Below are 26,534 nucleotides of genomic sequence, written 5' to 3'. Positions count from 1 at the left end.
CCGGCGGGGCCCACAGGACGCCGTTGACACGGTACGGGCCCGCCGTCCAGGATGGGCCAACCGTACTTGTCGATCTTTCCCGCCCTGTCACGTCGAGGCCGGACCGTCGGGCCATCCCATTCCCGATGTTCCGGTACCGCCCCTGGATCCCACCCCGGTCAGTGGCATCGCCGTCAGTGAAAGGTTGCCCATGTATCCATCGCACCCGCCGCAGTGGCGGCGGCGGTCAGCCGCGGTCACCGCCGCCGCTGCCGCCGCCCTCCTTCTTGCCGGACCGGCTACCGCCGTGCCCACCGCCGCCGCCCAACCGTCCACGGCCGAGACCGGTGCCGACGGCAACCCGCCCGTCCTCGAACGGTTCGCCGGTGAGCAGGCCGACGTCGTGGAAGTCGTGGTCGCCGACCGCGACGAGTTGGACCAGCTGGTCGCCACCGGGGTCGACCTGGACCACCACGTCTCGCAGACCCCGGCGGGCATCGTCGTGCACGCCGTGGTGACCCCCACCGAGCTCGCTGGGCTGCGCGAACTCGGCTACCACATCGGCGCCACCCTGCACGACGCCGACGACACCGAGGCCCGCATCGCCGAACGGGCGACGACGATCTCCGGGCACCGGGCGGACAACCAGGCGTTCACCGCCGAAGTCCAGCAGGACGCCGACGTCGCCGACGTCAGGATCATCCGCGCCGACTACTACACCTCCGGCACCAGCCAGGTGCTGTCGGTGGAGGCCAAGTGGGCCGACGGGCAGACCTCCGGCAGCAGCCTGACGGTCAGCCGTGACAGCGGGCCGGGCACCGAGCTCGGCTCCGGCGGCACCCAGACGATCTCCCGGTTCGTCGATGCCGGGGTCTACCTCTACCACCGTGGGGCCGCCACGGTCGCCGCCCGGCCGGACCGGATTCAGATCGTCAGCCCGACCGGCGACGTCGCCGTCGCCCAGGTCAAGGAGTGGCTGCCGATCCCCGGGGAGTCCCCGGAGGGACCCGGCTACCAGAAGGACTTCGTCACCAGTTACCTGACCCCCACCGAGCTGTACGACCGGATCTCCCGGTTGGCCCAGGAGTTTCCCCACCTCGCCGAGGTCGTCGAGCTGCCGTACCGGACCAACGGGTACCGCCGCAAGGCACAGGTGGTGATCGGCACCAGCACCGCGAACCGGATCGCCGTCGACTCGCACGCCTGGGGTCACGAGGGCGGCAACGACATCACCGTCGAGCTGGTCGACCCGGGCACCGCCGGGGCGGGGCTCGCCGTCGCGGTGACCGGTTCGGCCATCCAGGTCACGCTGGCCACCGACGGTGCCGGCGCGGTCGTCAGCACGGCGGCGCAGGTCGCCGCCGCGATCACCACCACGGCCGGCGACCTGGTCACGGCGTACACCTATCGCGGCAGCGTCGGCGACGGGGTGGTCGCGCCGGTCGCGGTGACACCGCTGTCGGACAACCTGTCGGCGCCGGCGAGCGTCTCCCGCGACCCGCATCCGGTGTACGCGCTGCGGATCGGCAAGTACCGGGACGGTTCCCGCACCGGGGTGCTCGCCTACGCCCAGGAGCACGCCCGGGAATGGGTGCCGCCGCTGGTCGCCATCGAGACCGCCGAGCGGCTGCTGCGCAACCACCGTACCGACGAGAACACCCAGCAGTTGCTGCGGACGCTGGACATCTGGATCGCGCCGTCGATCAACCCCGACGGCGGGCACTACTCGTTCTACGATTTCGCCTCGCAGCGGCGCAACATGACCAACCACTGCACGGCCGGTGGTGCCACCGACGCCCTGGCCCGCAATTCCTGGGGTGTGGACAACAACCGCAACTACACCGAGTACAGCCTGTTCGACGGCTACTCGGGGGCGTCGAACAGTTGCACCAGCGACGTGTTCGCCGGGCCGAGCGAGTTGTCGGAGCCGGAGAACCGGAACCTGGACTGGCTGGCCAGCCGGCCGAACATGAAGTTCTCGATGAACCTGCACTCGTCCGGCAACTACTTCATGTGGTCACCGGGCTCGTACGCCACGCCGGGTCGGGTCTCCGCGCCCCGGCCGACCCTGGCCGAGGAGTCCTTCTTCTGGGGCGCGTCGGCGCGGATCCTGACCGCCATCAAGCGGCACCGCAACCTTGCGGTCACGCCGGCCCGGACCGGTCCGATCTCCGACGTGCTCTACTCGGCGGCCGGCAACTCGGGCGACATGCTCTGGTACAGGTACGGAATCTACGCCTGGAACTTCGAGGTGGGCACGTCGTTCCAGCCGGCCTGGGACGAGGCGCACCAGCAGACCATGGAGTACGCCAACGGGCTGACCGAGTTGATGCGGGTCGCCCGCGACTACGACAAGGACCGTAAACGCCCGACCAGCACTCTGGTCACCGCGCCGGGTGCCACCGACGGCACGGTCGACATCCGGTTCGAGGTCAGCGAGCCCGCGGCGGTGTTCTACACCCTCGACGGCAGCAAACCGACGTACGAGTCCACCCTCTACGCCTCGGCCGGCATCCGGGAAGGCGCTGAGACGATCACCGTGCCGTACGGGACGAAGGTCTTCTGGTTCTCGGTGGACGCCGCCGGCAACATCGAGAACAACTACCGCCCGGACACCGACGCGAAGAACTGGAACCGGGGATTCGCCATCATCTCCGATACCTGATCGTCGGTCGGCGACGGTGCCCGAATGGCACCGTCGCCGGCTGACCGGCGCCGGTCACCACCGCCGCTTGCGCCGGTAGTGACCGTGGTAGCCGTGGTGGCCGTGACCGTAGTGCCCGTACGGGCCGCCGTGGCCGTGGCGGCGGCCGAGCCGGCGCTCGACCTCGCGCAGCAGGCCGGTGACCGCCCGATTGTGGCCACGCCCCCGGGTGTACCGGCTCAGCTTCGACAGGACCATCGGCAGCAGGAAACGTTTGACGAAGCTACTCACCGTGGGCTCCTCCAGGCCGTCGCGAGGCTTCCACGGTACGTCGCCCCGTCCACCCGCCAGCTGTGCGTCAGCTGTCGATCAGCTGTGGATCCCGTGGGGCGGGCAGCGCCGACCCGGTGCGGCGGTAACGGTCTGCCATGCTGGGAAGGGTGAGTACCGGCCCCTCGTACCACCGCCCCGCCCGCACCAGGCGGCGCCGCCACACCCTGCGGTTCGCGCTGGCGGTCGTCGCGATCGCGGCGGTCGGCGCCGCCGTGACGTTCGTCGTACCGCTGCTGCGTGAGCCGGGTCCCCGACCGTTGTTCCAGCTGCCCGTCACCTGCGGGGAGACCTGGCAGCTCGGCACCTACCCCGGCCACGACGACTACGACGTCGATCTGTACCCGACCGACGGGCAGTCGTGGGGCCGGCCGGTGCTCGCTTCGTACGCCGGCACCGTGACCGTCGCCGGGATCAACGGTTCGCTGGGTGGACGGACCGAGCAGAACCCGCAGGGTCCCCGGGGTCGGGGCGGCGGCTACTGGGTGAAGATCGATCACGGTGGCCGCTGGGAGACCCAGTACCTGCACCTGCTCGAACCGCCCATGGTCGCCGCCGGGGACCGGGTCGACCAGGGGCAGCAGATCGGGCTGGTGGGCAGCACCGGCAATTCCGGCGCGCCGCACCTGCACTACGAGCAGCGCCGGGGCTGGCAGAAGGTGGAGGCCTACTTCGACGGCGTGCCGTCGGGCATCACCCACGACGACTTCGAGTACACCGTCACGGCGACCAGCAACAACTGCTGACGGTCCCGCCGTAGTCGAGGTGTCGCACGCGCACCGATCGCGCTGTCGCCACCGACGCGTGCCGGCGAGGGGCTCGACGTACCCGCCATACCCGGATAGCATTTCCGCCGTCTGGATCTGCTGGCGCGATTCACCAGGCACCGACCACACGTACATCCGTCCGTGCAGGAGCCTTCATGCGCCGCAGATATCCGTTCCGTCCACCTTTGCGTACCGCCGTTCTCGCGGCGGTCTGCGCGAGCGCGCTCGCCGCCTCGGTCGCGCTCGCCCCGTCCGCCACGGCGGACACCACCGTGCTGGCCAACGACTTCGAATCCGGGTCGTACGCGCCCTGGAGTCCACGCGGCGAGGTGACCCTGGCGATCGTCGACGAGGGCCGCGACAGCTCGAGCAGCCTGTCGGTGACCGACCGGACCGCCGACTGGCAGGGCCCGTCGACCGACGCGGCCGCCCTGTTCACCCCGGGCGTGCCGTACGCGGTCACCGCCTGGGTGAAGCTGCCGGCGGGCACCGAGGGCGCCGCCGGGGTCCACTTCACCGTCGAGGCCGCCCCGGCCGACGGTGGCGACAACACGTACACCTGGATCGGCGACGAGGCACAGGCCACCGCCGACGAATGGGTGCGTATCGGTGGCAGCTACACGATGCCGGCGGACCTGAGCGCCGCCACCGTCTACATCGAGGCGGCCGGGACCACCCCGTTCCTGGTCGACGACATCGTCGTCACCCGGCCCGACGAGGAACCGGACGTGGTAACGGTCAGCGCCGTCGACTTCGAGGACGGCACCACCGGCACCTGGACGGCCAGCGGCGGCCCCACGTTGACCGTGGTGGACGCCGACCCGGGCCGGGCACTGCGGGTCAGTGACCGGACCGAGGGCTTCGACGGGCTGCAGAGCCCGACCGGGATCTTCGCCGCCGGTGTCACGTACACCTTCTCGGCGCGGGCCCGGCTGGCCCCCGACGGCCCGGAGTCGTCGGGCTTCCGGTTCGTGATGAAGCCGGACTACACCTGGATCGGCGACACCACCGTCAGCGCCAACGACTGGACCACGGTCCGCGGCGAGTTCACCGTGCCTGCCGACGCCGACCCGGCCGCGTACCAGGTCTATCTGGAGGCCGCCGAGGCCACCGCGACCTACCTGGTCGACGACATCCTCGTCACCGCACCACGCACCGACCCCGGCGGTCCACCGCCGGGCACCATCGTCATCGACACCGACTTCGAGGACGGGCTGGACGGCTGGCAACCACGTGACGGCGGTCCAGGGGCGCCGACCGTCGCACTCACCGACACCGCGCACGGCGGCGCGGCGGCAGCACTCGTCACCGACCGGGTCAACCAGGGCGCCGGCATCGGCCGGGACGTCACCGCGCAGTTCGAGGCGGGCGTCGGCTACGAGATCTCCGCGTGGCTGCGCTTCGCCGAGGGTCAGCCGGCCGACGAGATCTGGTTGAGCCTGGCCACCACCTCCGGCGACAGCGAGTCGTTCAGCACCCTCGCCCAGTTCGGGTCGGTCACCAACAGCGGCTGGACCGAGGTCACCGCGAGCTTCACCGCGCCGGCGTTCGACACCGCGTTCCTGTACTTCGAGACGAGCTGGCAGGGCGCGGACGTCGCCGGCAACACCAGCGACTTCCTCGTCGACGACGTCGTGGTCCGGGTGCCGGATCCGCCGGTGGTCGAGGATCTGACCGGCATCTACCAGACCGCCGAGTTCCCGGTGGGTGTCGCGATCGACAGCCGGGAGACCGTCGGGGTCGCCGCCCAGCTGCTGACCCGGCACTTCAACAACATCACGCCGGAGAACCACATGAAGCCGGAGGCGTGGTACGACGACGCGCGCACCTTCCGGCCACACGAGCAGGCGATCGCCATGATGGACTTCGCCGCCGCCAACGACCTCGGCGTGTACGGTCACGTCCTGGTGTGGCACAGCCAGACCCCGGCATGGATGTTCCAGGACGCCGCCGGTGAGCCGCTGACCACCTCCGCAGCCGACCAGCAGGTGCTGCGCGACCGGATGCGCCAGCACATCTTCGACGTGGCCGGTTCGCTGCACGACCGGTACGGGCCGTTCGGCTCGGACACCAACCCGATGAACGCCTTCGACGTGGTCAACGAGGTGGTCAGCGACAGCGGCGAGTACGCCGACGGGCTGCGGCGCAGCGAGTGGTACCGGATTCTCGGCGAGGAGTTCATCGACCTGTCGTTCCAGTACGCCGAGGAGGCGTTCAACGACGTGTACGCCGTACCCGGTGCCGACCCGGTCACCCTGTTCATCAACGACTACAACACCGAGCAGAGCGGCAAGCAGGCCCGGTACAAGGCACTCGTGCAGCGGCTGCTGGACCGGGGTGTGCCGATCGACGGGGTGGGCCACCAGTTCCACGTGTCGCTGGCCACGCCGGTCACCAGCCTGGAGACGGCGTTGGCGACCTTCGCCGAGCTGCCGCTGACCCAGGCGGTCACCGAGCTCGACGTCACCACCGGCACCCCGGTGACCGAGGCACGGCTGATCGACCAGGGCTACTTCTACCGCGACGCGTTCCGGATCTTCCGGGCGTACACCGAGGATCTGTTCGTCGTCACGGTCTGGGGGCTCAACGACGGGCGGTCGTGGCGGTCCGGCAACGGCGCACCGCTGATCTTCAACGACGGCTTCCAGGCCAAGCCGGCGTACTACGGCGCGGTCGACGCCGACCTGCCGGCCCGGCTGCGGACCGCGAACGTCTTCGCTGGTGAGATCGAGCTGACCCCCGGCGTGGCCTCGGCGCTGGAGTGGAGCAAGCTGCCGCTGCACCGGGTGGAGGACGTCGCCGGGTTCCAGCTGCGGTGGACGGCCGAGCAGTTGACCGCGTACGTGACGATCACCGACGACGCGGCCGACACCGGCGACGGGGTCGACTTCGTGCTGGCGGACCAGACGTACCGGGTGGCCCGGGACGGCTCGGGCGACGTGCCCGCCGTGGTGACCGAACGGGTCGGCGGCTACGACCTCGTCGCGCAACTGCCACTGGACGCGGCCGTCGAGGGCGACACCGTCACCCTCGACGTGCGGGTCAGTGTCGACGGATCCACCACCGCCGGCTGGAACACCCCGGGCGCGGTGGGCACGCTCACCCTGGTCGAGGAGCTGTCCTATCTGGAGGTGAAGCAGGCCGCGGTGGTCCCGGTCGTCGACGGCGAGGTGGACGCCGGCTGGGCCGAGGCCGGGGTGGTCACCACCGACAAGGAGGTCTCCGGTACGGGCGGCGCGATCGCCACCGTACGGACGCTGTGGCGGGACCAGACGCTGTACGTGCTGGCCGAGGTGGCCGATCCGGTGGTGGACGTCTCCGGTTCCGATCCGTGGACACAGGACTCGGTGGAGATCTACGTCGACGCCGGCAACGTCAAGAACGGCGCCTACCGCTACGACGACATGCAGGTGCGGATCAACGCCGACAACGTCGTGTCCTTCGGCACCGGCGACGAGGGCTTCCAGGCGGCCCGGGTCCGCAGCGCCACGGCCCGCACCGCCGGCGGCTACACCGTCGAGGCGGCGATCAGTCTGCTCGAGTACGGCGGGCTCGGTACGTTCCACGGCCTGGACTTCCAGGTCAACGACGCCTCCGACGGTGCCCGTACGGCGGTCCGCAACTGGGCCGAGCAGGAGGGCATCGGCTACCAGACGACCGCCCGCTGGGGTGTCGGCCGACTGGTCGCCGACTCCAACGTGGACATTACGGTGCGCCGGTTCACCTCGTGGGGCTCGGACAGCGGCGGCGGCTACTGCGCGGAGATCGTCGCGACCAACTCTTCCGCCGCCCCGGTCGAGTGGTCGGGGGTGGTGGATCTCGCCGGTGACATCTACACCGCCTGGAACTTCGAGCGGCGGCAGATCGACGGTCAGACGTACCGGATCAACGGAGTGGACTGGAACCGGACGTTGAAGTCCGGTGCCAGCACGTTCAGCGTGGGCTACTGCGCCACCAACTAGCACCGTGACCCCGGTCGGGGGCGGTACGGCGTCGCCGTACCGCCCCCGACCGCTGTGCGGCGGACCCGACGCGGACCGGGGCGGACCCGACGCAGGCCGAGACGGCCCGGGGCGGACCCGACACGGCCCGACGACCGGCGGCAGGATTGCCGGGCCGGTCGGTTCGGCCTACGATCAGCAGGTCAACCAAGCATTTGATTGGCAGTCGGATCCGCGTACCGCCCACTGCCGCGCCCCGTCGATCCCTGGGAGTTCCCGATGCCCCGCACCTACCTCGGGCACGTCCTGCCCGACCGCCTCGACCTCAAGATCGATCCTGCCCGCACGGCGCTGCTCATCGTCGACATGCAGAACGACTTCGTACACGACGACGGCTACTGCGCCAGGTCGTTCGGCAGGCCGATGGTGGCCGGCTTCCAGGGCGTGGTCCCGCCGATCGGTCGGCTCGCCGCCGCCGCGCGGGCCGCCGGCGCGGCGGTGCTGTACTGCCGGGTGGTGCAGCATCCGGACGGCTCGCTGGCCTCGCCGGTCTGGCTGGCCGACAACCTCCGACACGGATTCGAGCCGATGCACTGCATGCGGGGGACCTGGGGCTGGGAGATCGTGGACGAGCTCACCCCGCAGCCAGGGGACGTGGTGTTCGAGAAGCTGCGGCGCAGCGCCTTCGTCGGCACCCAGCTGGAGAACCTGCTCCGCAGCAGGGACATCCGCAGCCTGGTCGTGACCGGAGTCGCCGGCACTGGATGTGTCGAGTCCACCGTCCGCGACGCGATCGAACGGGACTACTTCACCGTCGTACCGGCCGACTGCGTCGCCAACAACACCGCAGAGCTCACCGCGGCCTGCGAACCGGCTTTCCGGGCGTTGCTCGCCCCGCAGGACTGGACCACGAGCGAGCAGATCGTCGCGGTGTGGGCCGGATCGACCGACGACCCGGCCCCCGGTCACCGCGCCGGCTGACCGAACCGGGTCGCGGCATCGGCCCGCAGCCACGCCTTGTCCGCCTTGCCGCCCGCACTCAACGGCAGCTCCGCCAGGGTGACCAGCCGCTCCGGCCACTCGTACTTGGAGATCCCCCGCGCGGCCAGGTCGGCCCGAAGTTCGTCGAGGGTCAGGTCGGTCCCGTCGGTGGTCACCACGTAGGCGCAGGCCCGCTCCCCGAGCACCTCGTCGGCGGCCGGTACCACCGCGACCTGGGCGACCCGCGCACAGCCGCCGACCGCTTCCTCGACCGCCAACACGCTGACGTTGTGCCCACCCCGGATCAGGAAATCCGCCACCCGGCCGGTCACCGTGAGGTAGCCGGCCGGGTCGATCCGGACCAGATCACCGGTGAGCATCCAGCCCTGCGGGTGGAACAGCTGCAGGTTGGCCTGCGGGTCGTCGTAGTAGCCGGGGGTCAGTCCCGGCCCCCGCGCGGCGCACTGACCAGGGCCACCGGTGGCGGTCACGTCGGCACCCTCGGCGTCGAACAGCCGTACCCGCATCTGCGGGATCACCCGTCCGGCGGTGCCCAGCCGCTGCTCCCGGGAGTCGTCGACCCGGGTCACGCTGATCGGACCCGCCTCGTTGGAACCGTAGAACTGCAGCACGGCGCAGCCGGTCTCCTCCTCGAACCGGGCGGCCCGGTCCCCCGGCACCCGCTCCCCGCCGGTGAACAGCACCCGCAGCGACGACACGTCCCGGGCGGCGCGCCCCTCGGCGTTGAGCATCATCACGAACTGGCTGGTCACAGCGGCGAGCACGGTGACCCGGTGCCGTTCGATCAGTTGCCAGGTCTGTTCCGCGTCGAACTCCTCGGCCAGCACCGTCGGATAGCCGTACATGGCCGGCACCACGTGACCGCTCCACTGGCCGAAGCCGTACGGAGCTGGCAGCACGCTGGCGAAAACCTCGTCCGGCCCGAACCGGGCCGCCTCGGCCGCGAGCGGCCCGAAGTACTTGCGGGTGTTCATCGTCTGCATCACGCACTTGGGCAGCCCGGTCGTACCCGAGGTGGAGTTGAGGAAGAACAGGTCGTCGGCGCCGAGCCCGCGACCGGCGATCGCGGCCGCCGCAGTCGCCAGGTCGGGCAGGTCCAGTGGCTTGCCGTCACGGAGCAGGTGCAGCTCGCCGGAGGCGGTGAGCTGCGCGGTCAGGTGCTCAGGCCGGCCGCCCGGGGCTGGTCGGGCCTGGCGGTACGGATCGACGACGCCGTCGGCCCACAGGTCGGCGGCCAGCTCGGCGGCGGCCCGGCCCCGATGCACCGGCCGGGTGAACAGCGCACTCGCCCCGGTACGCCGGATCAGGTGCCGCACCTCGGCCGTTCCGGCACGCGGACCGATGCCGACCGTCACCAGGCCGGCCTTCTGCGCGGCCAGGTACGCGACGTGCACCAACGCTCCGTTGGTGAGCAGGGTGGCGACCCGCTCCCCTGGTTGCCGGCCGGCCAGGACGTAGCCACCGGCCAGCCGGGTGCTCAGTGTGTCGTACTGCGACCAGGTCAGCGTGGCGTCGGTGGCGAGCAACGCCGGATCGTCGGGCCGGGCGGCGGCGTGCCCGGCCACCATCGACGCGATGGTGTCACCGGTCCAGTACCCGGCACGGGTGTACTCGTCGATGGTCTCCTGGTCGAAGGCGGCCGGTGGGTTGGCAGCGGTCATCGGGTCTCTCCTGCGAGGTGGCCGGTCGATGCCGGGTCGGGCCACAGCGACGCGAGTCGCTCGGCGACGGAGTCCAGGGCGGCCAGCCGGTCCGCCCGGGTGGCCGCCGGTGGCAGTCGGGTGAACGGCGCGACGACCAGGTGGTCGAGCCCGGCGTCGCGGTACGCCCGCACCGTGGCGACGCTGATCGCACCGTGCAGTCGGACGTGGCAGGTGAAGTCGTCGTCGGCACGCCCGACCTGCTCCCGCAGCTGAGCCAACTGCCCGCACAGCCGGGCCGAGGTCGCCAGATCCACGTCGGGTCCGAACCAGCCGGCACCGTGCCGGGCGGCCCGACGCAGCGCGGCCGGGCTGTGGCCGCCGACCACCACCGGCACCGGCGGCTGCGGCGAGGGACCGAAGTGTACGGTCGGAAAGTCGAAGAACCGGCCCTGGTGTGCCACCGGCTCGCCGGACCAGAGCAGGTCGAGGATCCGCAGCATTTCGTCGGTGCGCGCACCCCGGGTGCCGAAGTCGACGCCGAGCGCGGCGAACTCCTCTGCCATCCAGCCGACCCCGAGGCCGAGCACCGCCCGGCCGGCGGAGAGCTGCTGCAGACTCGCCCAGGCGCGGGCGAGGTGGAACGGGTCCCGCAGCGGGGCGATCAGCACGCCGGTGCCGAGCCGGATCCGGCTGGTCCGGGCGGCCAGGTGCCCGAGCGTGACCGTCACGTCGGACAGTGGGGTGTCCGGCCGGATACCGGGGTCGCCGGAGGACCGGTACGGGTAGGTCGGCGCGTACCGGGCCGGAGTGATCACGTGGTCGGCCAGCCAGACCGTGTCGAAGCCGAGCCGCTCGGCGTGCACCACCAGCGGCGCGTACTCGGTGGCCGGCAGGCCGAACAGCTGCACGTCGACGCGCATCAGCCGGAACCCTCTGCCGGCTCACGCATGCTGCGGGCGTCGTGTCCGGCCAGCGGATCGTCGCCGACCTCGGCGTTGTGCGCGTGCGCCACGTGGTGCAGGCCGAACACCGAATCCATCCCGGCCCGCAGACCCATCAGGTCCTCGGCCTGGTTGACCGCCTTCTTCGTCAGGGCCAGGCCCAGCCGGGGCATGGTGGCGATCCGGCCGGCCAGCTCCATCGTGTACGGCTGCAGCTCGGCCCGGGGCACCACCCGGTTGACCATGCCGAGGGCCAGCGCCCGGTCGGCGTCGACCCGTTCGCCGAGGAAGAGGAACTCCTTGGCGAAGCGGGGCCCCATCACCCACGGGTGGGCGAAGTACTCGACACCGGGGATACCCATCCGGACCACCGGGTCGGCGAACCGGGCGTCGTCGGCGGCGACGATCAGGTCGCAGCACCAGGCGAGCATCAGCCCGCCAGCGATGCAGGCGCCCTGCACCATGGCGACGGTCGGCTTGGGCAGCTCCCGCCAACGTCGGCACATGCCGAGGTAGACCTCGGACTCGCGGGCGAACCGGCTCTCCGCGCCGGCCTTGCCGACGTGGTCCCACCACAGCCCGGCCCGGCGCGGAAAGCTGCGGTCGGCGTCGCGCCCGGGGGTGCCGATGTCGTGGCCAGCGGAGAAGTGCCTACCGGCGCCGGCGAGCACCACCACCCGTACGTCGTCGTCGGCGGCGGCGCGGGAGAAGGCGTCGTCGAGGGCGTAGGTCATCGCGGAGTTCTGCGCGTTGGCGTACCGGGGGCGGTTCATGGTGACCACCGCCACCGGCCCGTCGGTGGCGTACCGGACCACCGCTTCGTCGTCGTGGGCCGCAGCGTCGTCGGCGGCGTGGTCCGGCCGGTCGTCGGCGGGTGGCGGGCTCGCGGCGGCGTCGGTCACGGTCGTCCTCCTTGCTCGGCGGTGGCGGCGGGCAGTCCGATCGCGGTGCCGAGCCGGTCGAGGTGGTGGTCGGTGCCGGCGGTCGCGGCCACGAGCGCCCACGCCCGCTTGGCGTACAGGTGCAGGTCGTACTCGATCGTGTAGCCGATCGCGCCGTGGCACTGCAGTGCGGCGCGGGCGGTCCGTTCGGCGGCGTCGGCGGCGAGCAGGTAGCCGGCCGAGACATCGGCCGGGCGGCTGTCGGCACCGGTGGCGGCCGCCCAGCCGGCGGCGAGCACCGCCGGGGCGGCGAGTTCCAGCCCGAGCAGGGCGTCGGCGAGCTGGTGCTGGACGGCCTGAAAGCTGCCGACCGGGGCGCCGAACTGGCGGCGGGTGCCGACGTGCGCGACGGTGAGGTCGAGCATCCGGCGGCCGAGCCCGACGAGCTGGGCCGAGGCGGCCAGAGTGGCCCGGTCTGCGGTCAGCGCCAGCAGGTCGGCCGGCACGTCGAGCCGGATACCGACGGACGGCCCGACGGCGGGGTCGCCGGTGAGCCGCAGCGCGGCCCGGCTGCCGTCCATGGTCGACACCGGCGTGGTCGCGACCTCGTCCGGCCGGACCAGTCGGGGTCCGTCCGGCGGCGTCAGGAGCAGCAGCAGGTCGGCCCGCCGCCCGTACGGGACGAGACCGCCCGGCCCGGCGACGGCGATCCGGCAGCGCCCCTCGACGAGCGCGGCGAGCTGCCCACCGGGGTCGCCGGCGGCGGCCAGCAGCGGTCCGGCGACGACGGCGGTCTCGGCCACCGGCAACGGCACCGCCGCGTACCCAGCGGCGGTGAGCAACGGCACCAGGTCCACCTCGGTCAGCCCGAGGCCACCGGCGGACTCGGGCACCGCCGCGGCGAGCACGCCCATCTCGGCGAGCGCGGTCCAGAGCCGGTCCAGCGGGGCCGGGTCTCCACCGGGCCAGGCGGCGCGGACCGCCGACGGTGGGCATTCGGCGGCGAGCAGGTCGTCGACCGCGTCGCGGAGCGTCGCCTGCTCGTCGGTGAGGGCGAACCGCATTCCGTCTCCTCCTCAGCGTCGGGGCAGGCCGAGCAGCCGCTCGGCGACGATGCCGCGTTGGATCTCGTTGGTGCCGGCGTAGATCGGGCCGGCCAGGGAGAACTGGAAGCCACGGGTCCACTCGGTGTCGACCTCGGCGTCCGGGCCGAGCAGTTCGAGGGCGGTACGGTGCAGCGCGATGTCCAGCTCGGACCAGTGGATCTTGTTGAGACTGGCTGCCGCACCCGGCGGATCGCCGTCGAGCATCCGGGTCACCTGGGCCAGGGTGAACAGGTGGTAGGCACGGGCACCGAGCCAGGCGCGGACCACCTGCTCACGCAGCCGGCCGGTGAGCCGGTCCGGCCGGTCGCCGGCCAACCCGACCAGCCGGGCGGCGGCCGCGGTGAACCGGCCCGGCGGGCGCAGGGTGAGGCCACGTTCGGAGCCGGTGGTGGCCATCGCCACCCGCCAGCCGGCCCCGACCTGGCCGACCACGTCGGTGTCCGGGACGAACACGTCGTCGAGGTGGACGTCGGCGAACCCCTCGTCGCCGTCGAACCGGCCGAATCCCCGCACGGTCACCCCGGGGGCGTCCAGCGGCACCAGAAAGTAGGTCAGGCCCCGGTGCCGCTGCTGCTGCGGGTCGGTCCGGAACAGGCCGAACAGGTGGGTGCAGAACGCGCCCCGGGTGGTCCATGTCTTGTGCCCGGTCAGCCGCCACCCGCCGGCCGCGTCGTCGCGGACCGCCCGGCTGGTCAACGCGGCCAGGTCGCTGCCGGCACCCGGCTCGGACCAGCCCTGACACCACAGCTGCTCGGCGGCGGCCATCGCCGGGAGGATACGGTGGCGCTGCTCGTCGGTGCCGAACTCGAACAGCGTCGGGGCGAGCAGGAAGATGCCGTTCTGGGTGACCCGCTGCGGTGCGCCGGCGGCGGCGTACTCCTCCTCGAAGATCAGCCACTGCCAGAGGGAGGCGTCCCGGCCGCCGTAGCGGCGGGGCCAGGAGACCACCGACCAGCCGCCGTCGTGCAGTGTGCGCTCCCACTCCAGGTGGGCGGCGAACCCGGCGCGGGTGTCGCCGGAGGGCAGCGGGCGGGACGGCCGGTGGGCGCGCAGCCAGTCGCGAGCCTCGGCGCGGAACTGTTCGTCGGCGGGGTCCGGACGTAGATCCATCGGTCAGCCCTCCCGGCCCGAGTCGGCGGCCCGGCCAGCACCGTGTTGCTGTGCCGGCCCGGGGGCGGCCTGGTCACCGAAGCCGTCGCGGACCCGGTGGGCGACACCGGAGAGGTTCAACTCGAAGGTGAAGCCCTGCTCGTAGCGGTAGCTGCGTTTGACGTCCCACGGGTCGATGCCGTTGAGCGACTCCTTGGCCGCCCGGATCACCGCCGGGTCCTTGGCGGCGATCTGCCGGGCGACCGCCAGGGCGGCGGCCCGTAGTTCGGCGGCGGGGACCACGCGCAGCACCGAGCCGTAGGCGTGCAGTTCGGCGGCGGTGGCGGTGGCGGAGGTGTAGAGCATCGCCCGGGCCCGGTGCTGCGGGACCAGCCGGGACAGGTGGGTGGCGGCGCCGAGCGCGCCCCGGTCCACCTCGGGCAGTCCGAACGTGGCGTCGTCGCTGGCCACGATGATGTCGGCGTTGCCGACCAGGCCGATGCCGCCGCCGAGGCAGAAGCCGTGGACGGCGGCGACGACCGGCACCGGACAGTCGTAGACGGCAGCGAACGCCGCGAAGCAGCCCCGGTTGGCGCCGATCAGCGCGTCGTTGCCGGGGTCGGCCTGGATCTGCTTGATGTCGACGCCGGCGTTGAAGCCGCGGCCCTGCGCCCGCAGCACCACCACCCGGGTGGCCGGGTCGGCACCGGCGGCGGTGACCGCCTCGGCGAGGCGGTACCAGCCGGCGACCGGTAGGGCGTTGACCGGCGGCCGGTCGACCACGATCTCGGTCACTCCGTCGGCGCCGGTGGTCGCGACGACCATCGTGCTGTCCGCTGTGGATGTCATGGTCGGTTCCTCACGGGTGTTGGCTGCTGACCGAGAGCACCTCGCCCACCAGGTACGAGGCGTAGTCGCTGGCCAGGAAGACGATCACGTTGGCCACCTCCCAGGGTTCGGCGGCCCGGCCGAACGCCTCCCGGTCGGCCAGCGCGGCCAGCAGGGCGTCGTCGGTGACCTTGGCCAGGTTGGCGTGCATCGCGAGGCTCGGCGCGACCGCGTTCACCCGGACCCCGGCCTCGGCGGCCTCGACGGCGCTGCACCGGGTCAGCGCCATCACCCCGGCCTTGGCGGCGGCGTAGTGCGCCTGGCCCTGCTGCGCCCGCCAGCCGAGCACGGAGGCGTTGTTGACGATCACGCCGCTGCCGCGCGGCATCATGTGCCGCAGCGCGGCGCGGGTGCATCGGAAGGTGCCGGTGAGGGTGACGTCCAGAACCCGGTGCCACTGGTCGTCGGTCATCTCGGTGATCCGGGCGGTGCCACCCAGCCCGGCGTTGTTGACCAGCACGTCGAGCTGGCCGTAGCGGGTGACGACCTGGTCGATCATTGCCTGCACCTGCGACTCGACGGTGACGTCGCAGACGATCGTGAGAGGTTCCACACCGGTCGCGGCGGCGAGCTCGGCGGCGGTCGTCCGGAGGCGCGCTTCGTGCCGGTCGCTGATCGCCACCCGGGCACCTTCCTCGGCGCAGCGCCGGGCGGTCGCCGCGCCGATGCCGGTGCCGGCCGCAGCGGTGACCAGCACGGCCCGGCCGGCGAGCAGGCCGTGCCCGGCGGGCGGCTGCGGGCCGGCCGCCCCGCCGGGAGGGCGCGGCCCGGCGGGGGTGGCGCGCCCGGCCGGCGGTTCAGCGGTCGCCATCGGGTCGTCCCTCCTGCAGGGTGTCCAGCACCGCCGTCGCCTCGGCGACGATCCGGTCGATCAGCTCGGCGCAGCTGGGCAGGTCGTCGATCAGCCCGGTGACCTGTCCGGTCGCCATCACGCCGAGGTCGACGCGCCCGTCGACCATCGCGGCGCGCAGCAGCATCGGGGTGTTCGCGGCGAGCAGCACCTGGCCCCAGGTCAGTTCCCGGTTGCGGCGCATCGCCCGGCCCTCGGCGAGCAGGTGCCGCCACGGGGTACCGGTGAGCCGCCGGAACCGGGCGGCGCTGCTGGCCGACCGGACCAGCCGACGAAGCGGTCCGGCGCGTTCCAGCCGGTCGATGAAGTCGGTCCGCAACACCCGCTGCGGTACGCCGTCGAGCGCCCGGGTGACCACGGTGCCGTCCAGCCCGGCATCGAGGTAGCGCCGCAGCACCTGGGGATCGACGGTGCTGTCGCTGGTGAGCAGGAACCGGGTGCCCATCGCCACCCCGGCGGCGCCGTAGGCGAGGGCGGCGACCAGACCCCGGCCGTCGAAGAACCCGCCGGCGCCGATCACCGGGATGTCGACGGCGTCGACCACCTGCGGCAGCAGCAGACTGGTCGGGACGGCACCGGTGTGGCCGCCGCCCTCGGCGCCCTGCACGACGACCGCGTCGGCGCCCCAGGCGGCCACCTTCTCGGCGTGCCGACGGGCACCGACCGACGGCACCACCAGCACGCCGGCCTGCTTGAGCCGGGCGATCAGCTCCGGTTTCGGGGCCAGGGCGAACGAGGCGACCCGGACGTTTTCCCGGATCAGCAGATCGATTCGCTGCGCGGCGTCGGCGGCGTCGGCCCGCACGTTCACCCCGAACGGCCGCATCGTGTTCCGCCGGATCTCGGCTATCGCCGCAGCCAGGTCGGGCAGGTCGAGGGTGGCACCGGCGAGGATGCCCAACCCGCCGGCCTCGGCGGTGGCCGCGACCAGCCGGGGGCCGGAGACGAAGCCCATGCCGGTCTGAACGATCGGGTAGCGCACCCCGAACAGCTCGCAGATCGGGGTGCGCAGCGCCGGGTGGACCGGGGTCGGCGGCGGGCCGGCGGCCGGCCGCGCCGGGTGGTCGGTCAACGCCGTACCTCCGTGTCGCGGTGGCCGGCCGGGTCGATGACGGTACGGATGAGGGTCAGCTCCTGCGCCGTCGGCTGCCGGGTCTGCGGTACGTCCTCGCCGATCAGCAGGTCGAACCCGGTCGCCTCGCGGATCTGGTCGACGCTGACTCCGGGGTGTGTCGACACCAGCCGCATCCGGTGGTCCGGACCGGCGAAGTCGAAGACCCCGAGATCGCTCACCACCCGGCGCAGCTGGTGGAAGCGCGACGCGGACGGCCCGGCCGCCGCCGCCCGGTCGTAGCCGACGCCGCAGACCAGGTCGACCTGTGCGACGAAGGTCCGGCGGCTGTGCCGGGGCACCCAGTAGCTGCACGGGTGGCTGACCGTGTTGCCGGGTGCGCCCCGTACTCCGAGCAGGGCCACCTTCGGCCGGTGGAAGTCACCGATCGCCGAGATGTTCACGTTGCCGTACCGGTCGATCTGGCCCGGCCCCATCATGACGTGCCGGCGGCCGGACCAGATCAGTTCGAAGATCTGCCGGAACGGCAACGCCCCCTCGGTCTGCGCCGGGGATCCGCCGACCGGCCAGGTGCCGACGCCGAGGGCGGCTTCGCCGTCGGTGAGCAGCAGTTCCGGGGAGAAGGTGGCCCGGGCCAGCCGGGCGCCGATCGTCGGGACCAGCCCGATCGGGCTGGCCAGGATCTCGCCGTCGCCACGCCATGCCTCGGCGCAGGCGACGACGCACACCTCGGCGCGCGTCGGCGGGGTGCCGGTCACCGGATCACCTCCATCTGCGGGCCCCGGGCGGCGACGGCCTGCTGGTAGCCGGCCTCGTCGGTGTCGAGGTAGCGCTGGCGGAACGCGGCCCACCGGTCGGTGCCGGCCGCGTCGGCGTACTCGCGTTGGAACCGCTCGTCACGGGGGTAGTCCGGGTCGCACGAGGTGAAGTGGGCACCGTTGGTGGCCGGAACCACCCCGCGGACCTGGTGGCGGCGGATTAGTACCGAGGCGGCCGGGGTGAGCTGCGCGGCCGGCACGATCTGCTCGCAGGAGACGTACGCGCGGTCGGCGGCCGCGCAGTACAGGTCGTCGAAGTACGGGTCGGGGCCCAGGCAGAGGGCGTTGCCGTGGATGTCGGCCCGGTGCAGGTGGACCAGGGCGGCGTCGAGCCGCAGCGCCGGGACGGCGAGCAGTTCCTCGTCGTCGTAGGGCGACCGCACGGTCCGCAGGGCCGGGTTGATGCGCATCAGGTCGGAGCCGAGTCCGACCCGGGTGGGCAGGAACGGCAGGCGGCAGGCCGCGGCGTACAGGCCGAGGTAGAGCATGCCCTCGTCGTACTCGACGGCCTCGACAGCACCTGCCTGGCGGGCGGCCCGGAAGTGCGGCTCCAGCGGGATCGAGTCGAGCGAGACGAAGCCGTACACCAGGCGACGGACCTTGCCGGCGGCGAGCAGCAGGCCGACGTCGGGGCCGCCGTAGGTAACGACGGTCAGGTCCTCGAGGTCCGACCGAAGAATCGCCCGGACCAGGGACATCGGCTTGCGGCGCGAACCCCAGCCGCCGATGCCGATGGTCATGCCGGAGCGCAGCTCGCCGACGACCTGCTCGGCGGTCATCCGTTTGTCGGTCATCGCCACCTACTCGATCCTTGCTGGTCACGGGTTCGGGTACGCCGGAACCGACGCCTTCGCAATGTACCAAGCGCTTGATTGGTTAGCCAGCCCGGGTTCAGCTCGCCCGCTCGATCACCATCGCCATCCCCTGTCCTCCGGCCGCGCACATGGTGACCAGCCCGAACTGCCGGTCGCGCTCGCGCAGCGCCCGGATCAGACTGGTGGTGATCCGGGCACCGGTCATCCCGAACGGATGGCCCAACGCGATCGCCCCACCGTTGACGTTCACCCGGTCGAGGTCGAGGCCGAGCAGCCGTACACAGGGCAGCACCTGGGCAGCGAAGGCTTCGTTGATCTCCACCAGGTCGATGTCGTCGATGCTCAGCCCGGCATGGCGCAACGCCTGCCGTGTCGCCTCCACCGGGCCGAGCCCCATGATCTCCGGGCTGAGCGCGGAGACCCCGGTGGCCACGATCCGGGCCAGCGGGGTGACATCCAACTCGGCGGCACGGGCGGCACTCGTCACCACCAACGCGGCGGCACCGTCGTTGAGCGGGCAGCAGTTTCCGGCGGTCACCGTGCCGTCCGGGCGGAACACCGGATCGAGCGCGGCCACCGACGTCAGCCGGACGCCGGGACGTGGGCTGTCGTCACGGTCGACGACCGTGCCGTCGGGCAACGTCACCGGGGTGATGTCGCGGGCGTAGAACCCGTCGGCGATCGCCTTCTCCGCCAGATTCTGGCTGCGCACCGCGAACTCGTCCTGGTCGGCCCGGCTCACCCCGTACCGCTGGGCGACGTTCTCGGCAGTCTCCCCCATCGCGACGTACGGGTCCGGCGGCGACCCGGACTCGCGTGGGTCCTGCCACGGCCCACCGTCGCCGGCGGCGCGCGCCGCGCTGCGGGCACCAGCGGCGGCGTAGCGCGGATTACGGGTGCCCGGCAAATTGTCCGATTTACCGGCGTCGTACCGGGAGACCATCTCCACCCCGGCGGAGATGAAGACGTCGCCCTCCCCGGCCCGGATCGCGTGGAAGGCCATCCGGGTGGTCTGCACCGACGAGGCGCAGTACCGGTGGACGGTGGTGCCGGGGGTGTCGTCCAGACCCAGCCCGACGGCGACCATGCGGGCCAGGTTGTGGCCGTGTTCACCGGCCGGCTGGGCACACCCGAGCAGGACGTCCTGCACCTGCGCCGGATCCAGGGCGGGCACCTGCGCCAACGCGGCCCGGGTGATCTCCACGGCGAGGTCGTCGGGGCGCAGCGTGACGAGCGAGCCCTTGCGCGCCCGACCGATCGGCGAGCGGGCGGCGGCGACGATCACGGCCTGCGTGGTGGCGGAGTCTCGGGGCGACATGGCGGGCAGCGTACCCTAACAAGCGCTTGGTACGCCATGGCCGCAGCCGACCAGCAGCCCGGCCGCTGGCCGTCGTTCTGCTGAACAGAAACGCCGGTCGACTCAGATTCTTCTGGACAGAAGCGGGGTTAGCGTCGGGCAACCTCGGCCGGCCCCGCGTCCGCAGACCGGCCCGGCCCACACCCACCAGGAGGCACGTTGACGGCCAGCGACGGGCAGACCGACGAGTTCATCGTGGTCGGTGGCGGCATCGGCGGGCTCGGCACCGCACTCGCCCTGGCCCGCACCGGACGGCAGGTCCGGGTGTTGGAACGGGCCGCCGCCTTCGGCGAGGTCGGTGCCGGCATCCAGCTCGCCCCCAACGCCACCCGGCTGCTGCGCGAGTGGGGCCTGCTCGACCGGTTGATCGCCGCCGGGCTCGCGCCCCGACACCTGGTGCTCGCCGACGCCCGCACCGGCCGGGAACTGAACCGGCTCGACCTCACCGGGCCGTTCACCGAGCGCTACCTGGCCCCGTACGTCGTCGCGCACCGCCGCGACCTGCTCGACCTGTTGCTCGCCGGGGCAGCCGAGGCCGGCGCGGTGCTCGAACCCGGCCGTGAGGTGACCGCGATCCGACCGGGCCCGGACGCCGTCGAGATCGACTGCGCCGGCGGGCAGCGCCACCGGGCCCGGGCGGTCGTCGCCGCCGACGGCCTGCACTCCCGGTTCCGTGCCCTGGTCAGCGCCGACGAGCCGGAATGCAGCGGCTACGTCGCCTACCGGGGGGCCATCCCGATCGAGCAGGCCAGCCGGACCGCCGACCTGTCCGACGTGGTCGCCTTCATCGGCCCCGGCCTGCACTTCGTGCAGTACGCCCTGCGCGGCGGCAGGTACTACAACCAGGTCGCGGTGTTCCGCAGCGAGCGGCACCGGCAGGGTGACCCCGACTGGGGCGGCCCGGCCGAGCTGCAGGAGGCGTTCTCCCGGGCCTGCCCGCACGTGCGGACCGCCGTCCAGGCGATCCGGACCGACCAGCGGTGGCCGATGTACGACCGGACACCGATCGACAACTGGGTGCACGGCGGCCGGGTCACCCTGCTCGGCGACGCCGCCCACCCGATGCTGCAGTACCTGGCCCAGGGTGCCTGCCAGGCGCTGGAGGACGCCGCCGCGCTCGCCGCCGCCGTCACCCGGCACCTGCCCGCCGGGCCGATCGGAGCCGACGCGCCGGTCCACCTCGCACTGCGGGAGTTCGTCGGCGAACGCGCACCCCGCACCGCCCGGGTACAGCGCAACGCCCGGACCTGGGGCGACATCTGGCACGCCGACGGCGTCGCCGCCGCGCTACGCGACGACGCGCTGACCCATCGTGGACCGACCGACTACCGGTCAACCGACTGGCTCTTCGGCCACACCGCCGCCCAGCGCGGCTCCTCCCCCACCGCGAACCACACCGCGAGCCCCGCTGCGAGCCCCGCCGCGAGCCCCGCCGCACGCGCCAGCGCCGCCACGGCGGCGGACGCGCCGACCGCCGCCCCGACGACGAGCCGAGACGAGGCGCGATGATTCCCGACCCCGGACACGACTGGCGACTGCTGATCGACGGGCAGTTCGTCCGTGCCGGCGACGGCGGGACGACCCCGACCCGGTCACCAGCCACCGGCGCGGTGCTCGGCCGGGCACCCGCCGCCACCGTCGCCGACGTCGACCGGGCCGTACGGGCCGGGCACGCCGCGCAGCCACAATGGGCGGCCACCCCGCCCCGGCAGCGGGCCGCCGTGCTGCGGGCGATGGCCGACGTACTGCGCGCGCACCGCGCCGAACTCGGTCACCTCGACGCGGCCGACGGCGGTAACCCCGTCACCGCGATGACCGCCGACGTCGACCTCGCCGCCGAACTGCTGGAGCGCTTCGCGGACTGGGCCGATCAGTTGGGTGGCCGGACCCTGCCCGGCGGCGAGGACCACCTGCACTACACCACCCGACGGCCGTACGGCGTGGTCGCCCGGATCGTGCCGTACAACCATCCGGTCATGTTCGCCGCCTCCCGGGTCGCGGCGCCGCTGCTGGCCGGCAACGCCGTGGTGCTCAAGGCCCCCGACCAGACACCGCTGTCCGCGTTGCGCTTCGGCGAACTGGTCGCCGACCTGCTGCCGGCCGGGGTGCTGGCGGTGCTCACCGGCGACGGCGCCACCGTCGGACCGGCACTGGTCGGCCACCCGCTGGTGCGGCGGATCGCGTTCACCGGTAGCACCGGCACCGGCCAGGCGGTGCTGCGCACCGCTGCCGCGCACGGCGTCAAACAGGTGTCGCTGGAGCTGGGCGGCAAGAACCCGATGGTGATCCTGGCCGACGCCGACGTGGCCGCCGCCAGCGCCGGCGCGGTCGCCGGGATGAACTTCCACTGGACCGGCGGGCAGTCGTGCGGCTCCACCTCCCGACTGCTGGTGCACCGATCACTCGTCGACGAGGTGGTCGAGCGGGTGGTGGCCGGCACCCGCGCCGTACAGGTCGGGGATCCACTCGACCCGGAAACCGAGATGGGCACCATGGTCTCCGCCGCCCACCGGGACCGGATCGCCGGATTCCTGCGGCAGGGCCGTGACGCCGGGCTGACCCTGGCCACCGGCGGCGGTCTGCCGCCCGGTCCCGGCGCGTACGTCGAACCCACCGTCTTCGTCGACGTGCCGCCGGACAGCCCGTTGGCCCGCGAGGAGATCTTCGGGCCGGTGCTCTGCGTCACCCCGTTCGACGACGAGCGGGAGGCACTGCGGATGGTCAACGACTCCCCGTACGGACTGACCGCCAGCGTGTGGACCGGCGACGTCGGTCGGGCGCACCGCTGGGCCCGGGCGGTCGACGCCGGCTACGTGTGGATCAACACCGCGTCCCGGCACTTCGCCGGCCTGCCGTTCGGCGGGGTCAAGGACTCCGGCCTCGGCAGCGAGGAGAGCGTCGAGGAACTGCACTCGTTCACCCAGCCAAAGTCGGTCACCGTCCACCTGGGGCCGACGAACGATCCACGAGGAGGCGACCGTGGCGACCACTGACCACCCGGCCGACACCTACGACGGCATCATCATCGGGGCGGGCCAGCACGGCCTGATCCTCGGCACCTACCTGGCCCGGGCCGGATTGCGGGTACTCCTGGTCGAGCGACGGCTGCGCCACGGCGGTGGGCTGAGCACCGAGGAGCGGACCCTGCCCGGCTTCCAGCACAACCTGCACTCGATCAACCACTTCAGCGTCACCTCGACGCCGTGGTTCCGCGACCTGGGGCTGTCCGCCCGGGTGCGCTACCTGACCCCACGGTACGAGTTCGCCCAACCGCACCGCGACGGCAGCGCACTGGTCTTCTCCCGCGACCTGGACGAGACGCTGGCCAGCATCGGCCGGTTCAGCAAGGCCGACGCCGACACGTTCCGGGAGTGGAACGCCAAGGCGGAGGAGATGACCCAGCGGATCTTCCTGCGCGAGCGGTTCAGTGAGCCACTGAGCCCGGACGACCGCGACGAGCTGCTCGGCCGTACCGCGTTGGGCCGTGACTTCCTGGAGCTGACCCGGCGGCAACCCGGCGAGGTGGTCGAGGAGCTGTTCACCGACGAACGGGTCAAGGTGCTGTTCCTGTTCAAGTTGTCGCTGTTCGGCACGGTGCTGCACGAGACGCTCGGCACGCACAGCCCGCTCGGCTCACTGATCCGCGCCTTCGACCTGACCACCGGCTACGAGCTGTGCGCCGGCGGCAGCTGGAACCTGGCCCGCGGGCTGATGGAGGAGTTCATCGCCGCCGGTGGACACTTCGTGAACCAGGCGCACGTCGAGCGGATCGTCGTCGAGGGCGGCCGGGCCACCGGCATCGAGCTCGCCGACGGGCGCTCGATGCGGGCCCGGCAGTTCGTCGCCAGCACCCTGGACCTGCACCAGACCCTGGAGACGTTGATCGGCCGCGACCAGCTGCCCGCCGACTACCTGGCCCGGCTCGACACGTTCCACTACACCGGCTGGACGCTGTTCGGCCTGCACCTGGCGCTCGACGAGGCCCCGGCGTACACCTCGGCGGCCTTCGACCCGCACGTGAACGGGGCGCTGAAGTACAACATCGGTTCGGAGACCATCGCCAGCCTGATGGCCGCACACGACGACGTGGACAACGGTCGGGTGCCAACCAACGTCCAGTTCGGCGCCGGGGCGCTGAGCGTGCTCGACCCGAGCCAGGCACCGCCGGGCAAACACACCGCGTACGCCTGGCACGTGGTCCCGTGGGCACCCGACGGCGACCACGAGAACCTGCGCCGCATGCAGGGTGACATGGCCGCATCGATCATGGACAGGTGGCGGGAGTACGCGCCCAACCTGACCGACGCCACCGTGCTGGGCTCGTACACCTACACCGCGTACGAGTACGCGCAGGAACTGATCAACATGCGGCACGGCGACATCTTCATGGGGGCACTCAGTGCCGATCAGGTGCTGCACAACCACTTCGGCTACCGCACCCCGCTGCCGAACCTCTACCTGGCCGGCTCGGCCTGCCACCCCAACGGGGCGATCAGCGGCGGCGCCGGGTACATCGCCGCCGGGGTGATCGCCCGCGACCTGGGCATCGAGCCGTGGTGGCAGCCGATGGACGCCCGTACCGAACTGTCCCGGCTCGGCGATGGCTGACCGGCTGGCCGGCCGGGTGGCCATCGTCACCGGCGGCGGACAGGGGCTCGGTCGGGCCTTCGCGCACCGGCTGGCCGCCGACGGCGCGCGCGTCGTGGTGGCCGACCGCAACACCGAGGCGGCCACCGCCGTCGCCGCCGAGATCGGTGCCGACGCGCTCGCCGTCGAGGTCGACGTGGCCGACCCGGACAGCGTCGCAGCGATGGTCCGGCGCGGCACCGACGTGTTCGGCGGAATCGACGTCCTGGTCAACAACGCGGCGATCTTCTCCACCCTGGCGATGCGCCCGTTCGACCAGATCGACCCGGCCGAGTGGGACCTGGTGATGGCGGTCAACGTGCGCGGACCGTTCCTGTGTACCCGGGCGGTCGCGCCGGTGATGCGGCGGGCCGGCTACGGCAAGGTGGTCAACATCTCGTCGGCCACGGTGTGGATCGGCCGACCGCACTACCTGCACTACGTCACCTCGAAGGCGGCGCTGATCGGGATGACCCGGGCGCTGGCCACCGAGCTGGGCCCGGCCGGCGTACGGGTCAACGCGATCACCCCCGGCGCCACCCGGACCGAGATCCCACGGGCCACCGTCACCCCGGAGCAGGAGGCGGCGATCGTCGCCGGCCAGGCGATCAAGCAGCGGCAGGTGCCGGCCGATCTGGTCGGCGTCGTCGCCTTCCTGGCCGGGCCGGACAGCGATTTCATCACCGGGCAGACGGTCAACGTCGACGGCGGTGCGGCATTCCACTGAGGAGTACGCGAATCGGTACGAGGATCGGAGGCACCATGGCATACCGGCTGCCGATCAGCCTGGCCTGCTGGGACTACGACCGCACCCGGGCGCTGCGGGAGGGCACCGTCCGGCCCGCCGGCGTGGACCTGACCTATCTGCCGCTGCCGCCGGAGGAGACCTTCTTCCGGATGCTGCGCTGGCAGGAGTTCGACGTCGCGGAGATGTCCCTGTCGTCGTACGTGCTGTCGCTGTTCGCCGACGAGCCGCCGTTCGTGGCGATCCCGGTCTTCCCGTCGCGGGTGTTCCGGCACGGTTCGATCTACCTGGCACCGTCGTCGACGGTCCGCGACCCGGCCGAGCTGGCCGGCCGTACCGTCGGAATCCCGGAGTACCAGATGACCGCCGCCGTGTGGATCCGCGGCGTTCTGGCCGAACACCATGGGCTGCCGGTGGACGGGGTCAGGTACCGCACCGGCGGCCTGCACCACGCCGGCCGGCAGGAGAAGCTGCGCCTGGACCTGCCAGAGCGGTTCGACGTGACGCCGATCAGGTCCGACGAGACCCTCGACGGGCTGTTGCGCACCGGCGCGATCGACGCCCTGTACACCGCGCGGGCACCTCGCTCCTTCGATCCGGCGGGCGGCCCGGACCGGGTCCGTCGGCTGTTCTCCGACCCGGCTGCCGCCGAACGGGCGTACCTGCGGGCCACCGGGATCTTCCCGATCATGCACACCGTGGTGCTGCGCCGCGACGTCTACCAGCGGCACCGGTGGCTGGCCCGGGCGCTGCTGGACGCCTTCGCGGAGGCGAGGGACCGGGTATACGCCGAGCTACGGGAGGTGACCGCATTGAAGATCAGCCTGCCGTGGGTGGTCCCGGCCGCGGAGGAGGCGGCGGCGCTGCTGGGGCACGACTTCTGGCCGTACGGCGTCGAGCCCAACCACGGGGTGCTGGAGACCTTCCTGCGGTACTCGCACGAACAGGGACTTGCCCGGCGGCTGCTGGAGCCGACGGAACTGTTCGCCCCGGAGACCCTCGCCGACACACTGGTCTGAGCCCGCCGCCGCGCCGTCGAA

21 protein-coding genes are annotated in these 26,534 nt (G+C 72.4%); 9 read left to right on the top strand and 12 right to left on the bottom strand.

Translation table 11 applies throughout. The features are described 5' to 3' along the window. Positions 1-190 precede the first annotated feature (190 nt). The gene (locus tag ACN28F_RS30450; protein ID WP_289205878.1) at positions 191-2,644 is read left to right on the top strand and encodes a M14 family metallopeptidase; all 2,454 of its coding nucleotides are present in this window, start codon (positions 191-193) and stop codon (positions 2,642-2,644) included. A gap of 54 nt (positions 2,645-2,698) precedes the next feature. Here ACN28F_RS30450 and ACN28F_RS30445 read toward each other — a convergent pair whose 3' ends face one another. Beyond that, positions 2,699-2,914, bottom strand: a complete 216-nt coding sequence (locus tag ACN28F_RS30445; RefSeq protein ID WP_289205877.1) for a hypothetical protein — start codon at positions 2,912-2,914, stop codon at positions 2,699-2,701. 149 nt (positions 2,915-3,063) lie between these two features. Between ACN28F_RS30445 and ACN28F_RS30440 the strand changes: the two genes are divergently transcribed. The 3 genes from ACN28F_RS30440 to ACN28F_RS30430 all read left to right on the top strand — a co-directional run bounded on the left by ACN28F_RS30440 (position 3,064) and on the right by ACN28F_RS30430 (position 8,642). After that, the gene (locus tag ACN28F_RS30440) at positions 3,064-3,699 is read left to right on the top strand and encodes a M23 family metallopeptidase (protein WP_353850449.1); all 636 of its coding nucleotides are present in this window, start codon (positions 3,064-3,066) and stop codon (positions 3,697-3,699) included. 176 nt (positions 3,700-3,875) lie between these two features. Next, positions 3,876-7,682, top strand: a complete 3,807-nt coding sequence (locus ACN28F_RS30435) for an endo-1,4-beta-xylanase (protein WP_421360934.1) — start codon at positions 3,876-3,878, stop codon at positions 7,680-7,682. Between the two features lie 258 nt (positions 7,683-7,940). Continuing rightward, positions 7,941-8,642: a cysteine hydrolase family protein gene (locus tag ACN28F_RS30430; protein WP_289205874.1), complete on the top strand. Its 702-nt coding sequence runs from the start codon at positions 7,941-7,943 to the stop codon at positions 8,640-8,642. Here the strand turns inward: ACN28F_RS30430 and ACN28F_RS30425 are convergent. The 11 genes from ACN28F_RS30425 to ACN28F_RS30375 all read right to left on the bottom strand — a co-directional run bounded on the left by ACN28F_RS30425 (position 8,627) and on the right by ACN28F_RS30375 (position 20,093). After that, complete coding sequence (locus ACN28F_RS30425) at positions 8,627-10,324, bottom strand: class I adenylate-forming enzyme family protein (protein ID WP_421360933.1); 1,698 nt, start codon at positions 10,322-10,324, stop codon at positions 8,627-8,629. The two genes, ACN28F_RS30430 and ACN28F_RS30425, sit on opposite strands and share 16 nt — an antisense overlap. Further along, positions 10,321-11,226: a TIGR03619 family F420-dependent LLM class oxidoreductase gene (locus tag ACN28F_RS30420; RefSeq protein ID WP_421360931.1), complete on the bottom strand. Its 906-nt coding sequence runs from the start codon at positions 11,224-11,226 to the stop codon at positions 10,321-10,323. The genes ACN28F_RS30425 and ACN28F_RS30420 overlap by 4 nt, the downstream gene beginning before the upstream one ends. Further along, a complete protein-coding gene (locus ACN28F_RS30415) occupies positions 11,226-12,149 on the bottom strand; it encodes an enoyl-CoA hydratase (protein WP_421360929.1) in 924 nt (307 codons plus the stop codon). The genes ACN28F_RS30420 and ACN28F_RS30415 overlap by 1 nt, the downstream gene beginning before the upstream one ends. After that, positions 12,146-13,192, bottom strand: coding sequence for an acyl-CoA dehydrogenase family protein (locus ACN28F_RS30410; RefSeq protein WP_421360927.1), 1,047 nt, complete (start codon positions 13,190-13,192; stop codon positions 12,146-12,148). Before ACN28F_RS30410 ends, ACN28F_RS30415 begins: the two co-directional genes overlap by 4 nt. 12 nt (positions 13,193-13,204) lie before the next feature. Further along, positions 13,205-14,344 (bottom strand): acyl-CoA dehydrogenase family protein, encoded by a 1,140-nt coding sequence (locus ACN28F_RS30405; protein ID WP_421360925.1) that lies wholly within the window; start codon positions 14,342-14,344, stop codon positions 13,205-13,207. A 3-nt stretch (positions 14,345-14,347) separates the two neighbouring features. Next, a complete protein-coding gene (locus tag ACN28F_RS30400) occupies positions 14,348-15,148 on the bottom strand; it encodes an enoyl-CoA hydratase family protein (protein ID WP_421361574.1) in 801 nt (266 codons plus the stop codon). A 34-nt stretch (positions 15,149-15,182) separates the two neighbouring features. After that, the gene (locus ACN28F_RS30395; RefSeq protein WP_421360923.1) at positions 15,183-16,022 is read right to left on the bottom strand and encodes an SDR family oxidoreductase; all 840 of its coding nucleotides are present in this window, start codon (positions 16,020-16,022) and stop codon (positions 15,183-15,185) included. Then, positions 16,009-17,133 carry an NAD(P)H-dependent flavin oxidoreductase gene (locus ACN28F_RS30390; protein WP_289205867.1) on the bottom strand — a complete coding sequence of 375 codons (1,125 nt, stop codon included), beginning with the start codon at positions 17,131-17,133 and terminating at the stop codon, positions 16,009-16,011. The genes ACN28F_RS30395 and ACN28F_RS30390 overlap by 14 nt, the downstream gene beginning before the upstream one ends. After that, a complete protein-coding gene (locus ACN28F_RS30385; RefSeq protein WP_289205866.1) occupies positions 17,130-17,891 on the bottom strand; it encodes a CoA-transferase subunit beta in 762 nt (253 codons plus the stop codon). The genes ACN28F_RS30390 and ACN28F_RS30385 overlap by 4 nt, the downstream gene beginning before the upstream one ends. After that, positions 17,888-18,745: a CoA transferase subunit A gene (locus ACN28F_RS30380; RefSeq protein ID WP_289210948.1), complete on the bottom strand. Its 858-nt coding sequence runs from the start codon at positions 18,743-18,745 to the stop codon at positions 17,888-17,890. Before ACN28F_RS30380 ends, ACN28F_RS30385 begins: the two co-directional genes overlap by 4 nt. Positions 18,746-18,842: 97 nt before the next feature. After that, positions 18,843-20,093, bottom strand: coding sequence for an acetyl-CoA C-acetyltransferase (locus ACN28F_RS30375; protein WP_421361572.1), 1,251 nt, complete (start codon positions 20,091-20,093; stop codon positions 18,843-18,845). 189 nt (positions 20,094-20,282) lie between these two features. Here ACN28F_RS30375 and ACN28F_RS30370 point away from each other — a divergent pair, with 189 nt between their 5' ends. The 5 genes from ACN28F_RS30370 to ACN28F_RS30350 are packed head-to-tail and all read left to right on the top strand — an operon-like array spanning position 20,283 to position 26,513. Beyond that, positions 20,283-21,632 carry an FAD-dependent monooxygenase gene (locus ACN28F_RS30370; protein WP_421360921.1) on the top strand — a complete coding sequence of 450 codons (1,350 nt, stop codon included), beginning with the start codon at positions 20,283-20,285 and terminating at the stop codon, positions 21,630-21,632. After that, positions 21,629-23,116: an aldehyde dehydrogenase family protein gene (locus ACN28F_RS30365; RefSeq protein WP_289205863.1), complete on the top strand. Its 1,488-nt coding sequence runs from the start codon at positions 21,629-21,631 to the stop codon at positions 23,114-23,116. The genes ACN28F_RS30370 and ACN28F_RS30365 overlap by 4 nt, the downstream gene beginning before the upstream one ends. After that, the gene (locus tag ACN28F_RS30360) at positions 23,103-24,731 is read left to right on the top strand and encodes a phytoene desaturase family protein (protein ID WP_421360919.1); all 1,629 of its coding nucleotides are present in this window, start codon (positions 23,103-23,105) and stop codon (positions 24,729-24,731) included. Before ACN28F_RS30365 ends, ACN28F_RS30360 begins: the two co-directional genes overlap by 14 nt. Then, the gene (locus ACN28F_RS30355; RefSeq protein WP_289205861.1) at positions 24,724-25,476 is read left to right on the top strand and encodes an SDR family NAD(P)-dependent oxidoreductase; all 753 of its coding nucleotides are present in this window, start codon (positions 24,724-24,726) and stop codon (positions 25,474-25,476) included. Before ACN28F_RS30360 ends, ACN28F_RS30355 begins: the two co-directional genes overlap by 8 nt. A 35-nt stretch (positions 25,477-25,511) precedes the next feature. Continuing rightward, positions 25,512-26,513, top strand: a complete 1,002-nt coding sequence (locus ACN28F_RS30350; protein WP_421360917.1) for an ABC transporter substrate-binding protein — start codon at positions 25,512-25,514, stop codon at positions 26,511-26,513. Positions 26,514-26,534: the final 21 nt, after the last annotated feature.

It is taken from the genome of Solwaraspora sp. WMMA2101 (assembly GCF_049179175.1).
In the GTDB taxonomy this organism is placed as follows: domain Bacteria; phylum Actinomycetota; class Actinomycetes; order Mycobacteriales; family Micromonosporaceae; genus Micromonospora_E.
The sequence above is the reverse complement of the archived record's forward strand: the minus strand, read 5'-3'. Positions and strand labels throughout refer to the sequence as shown.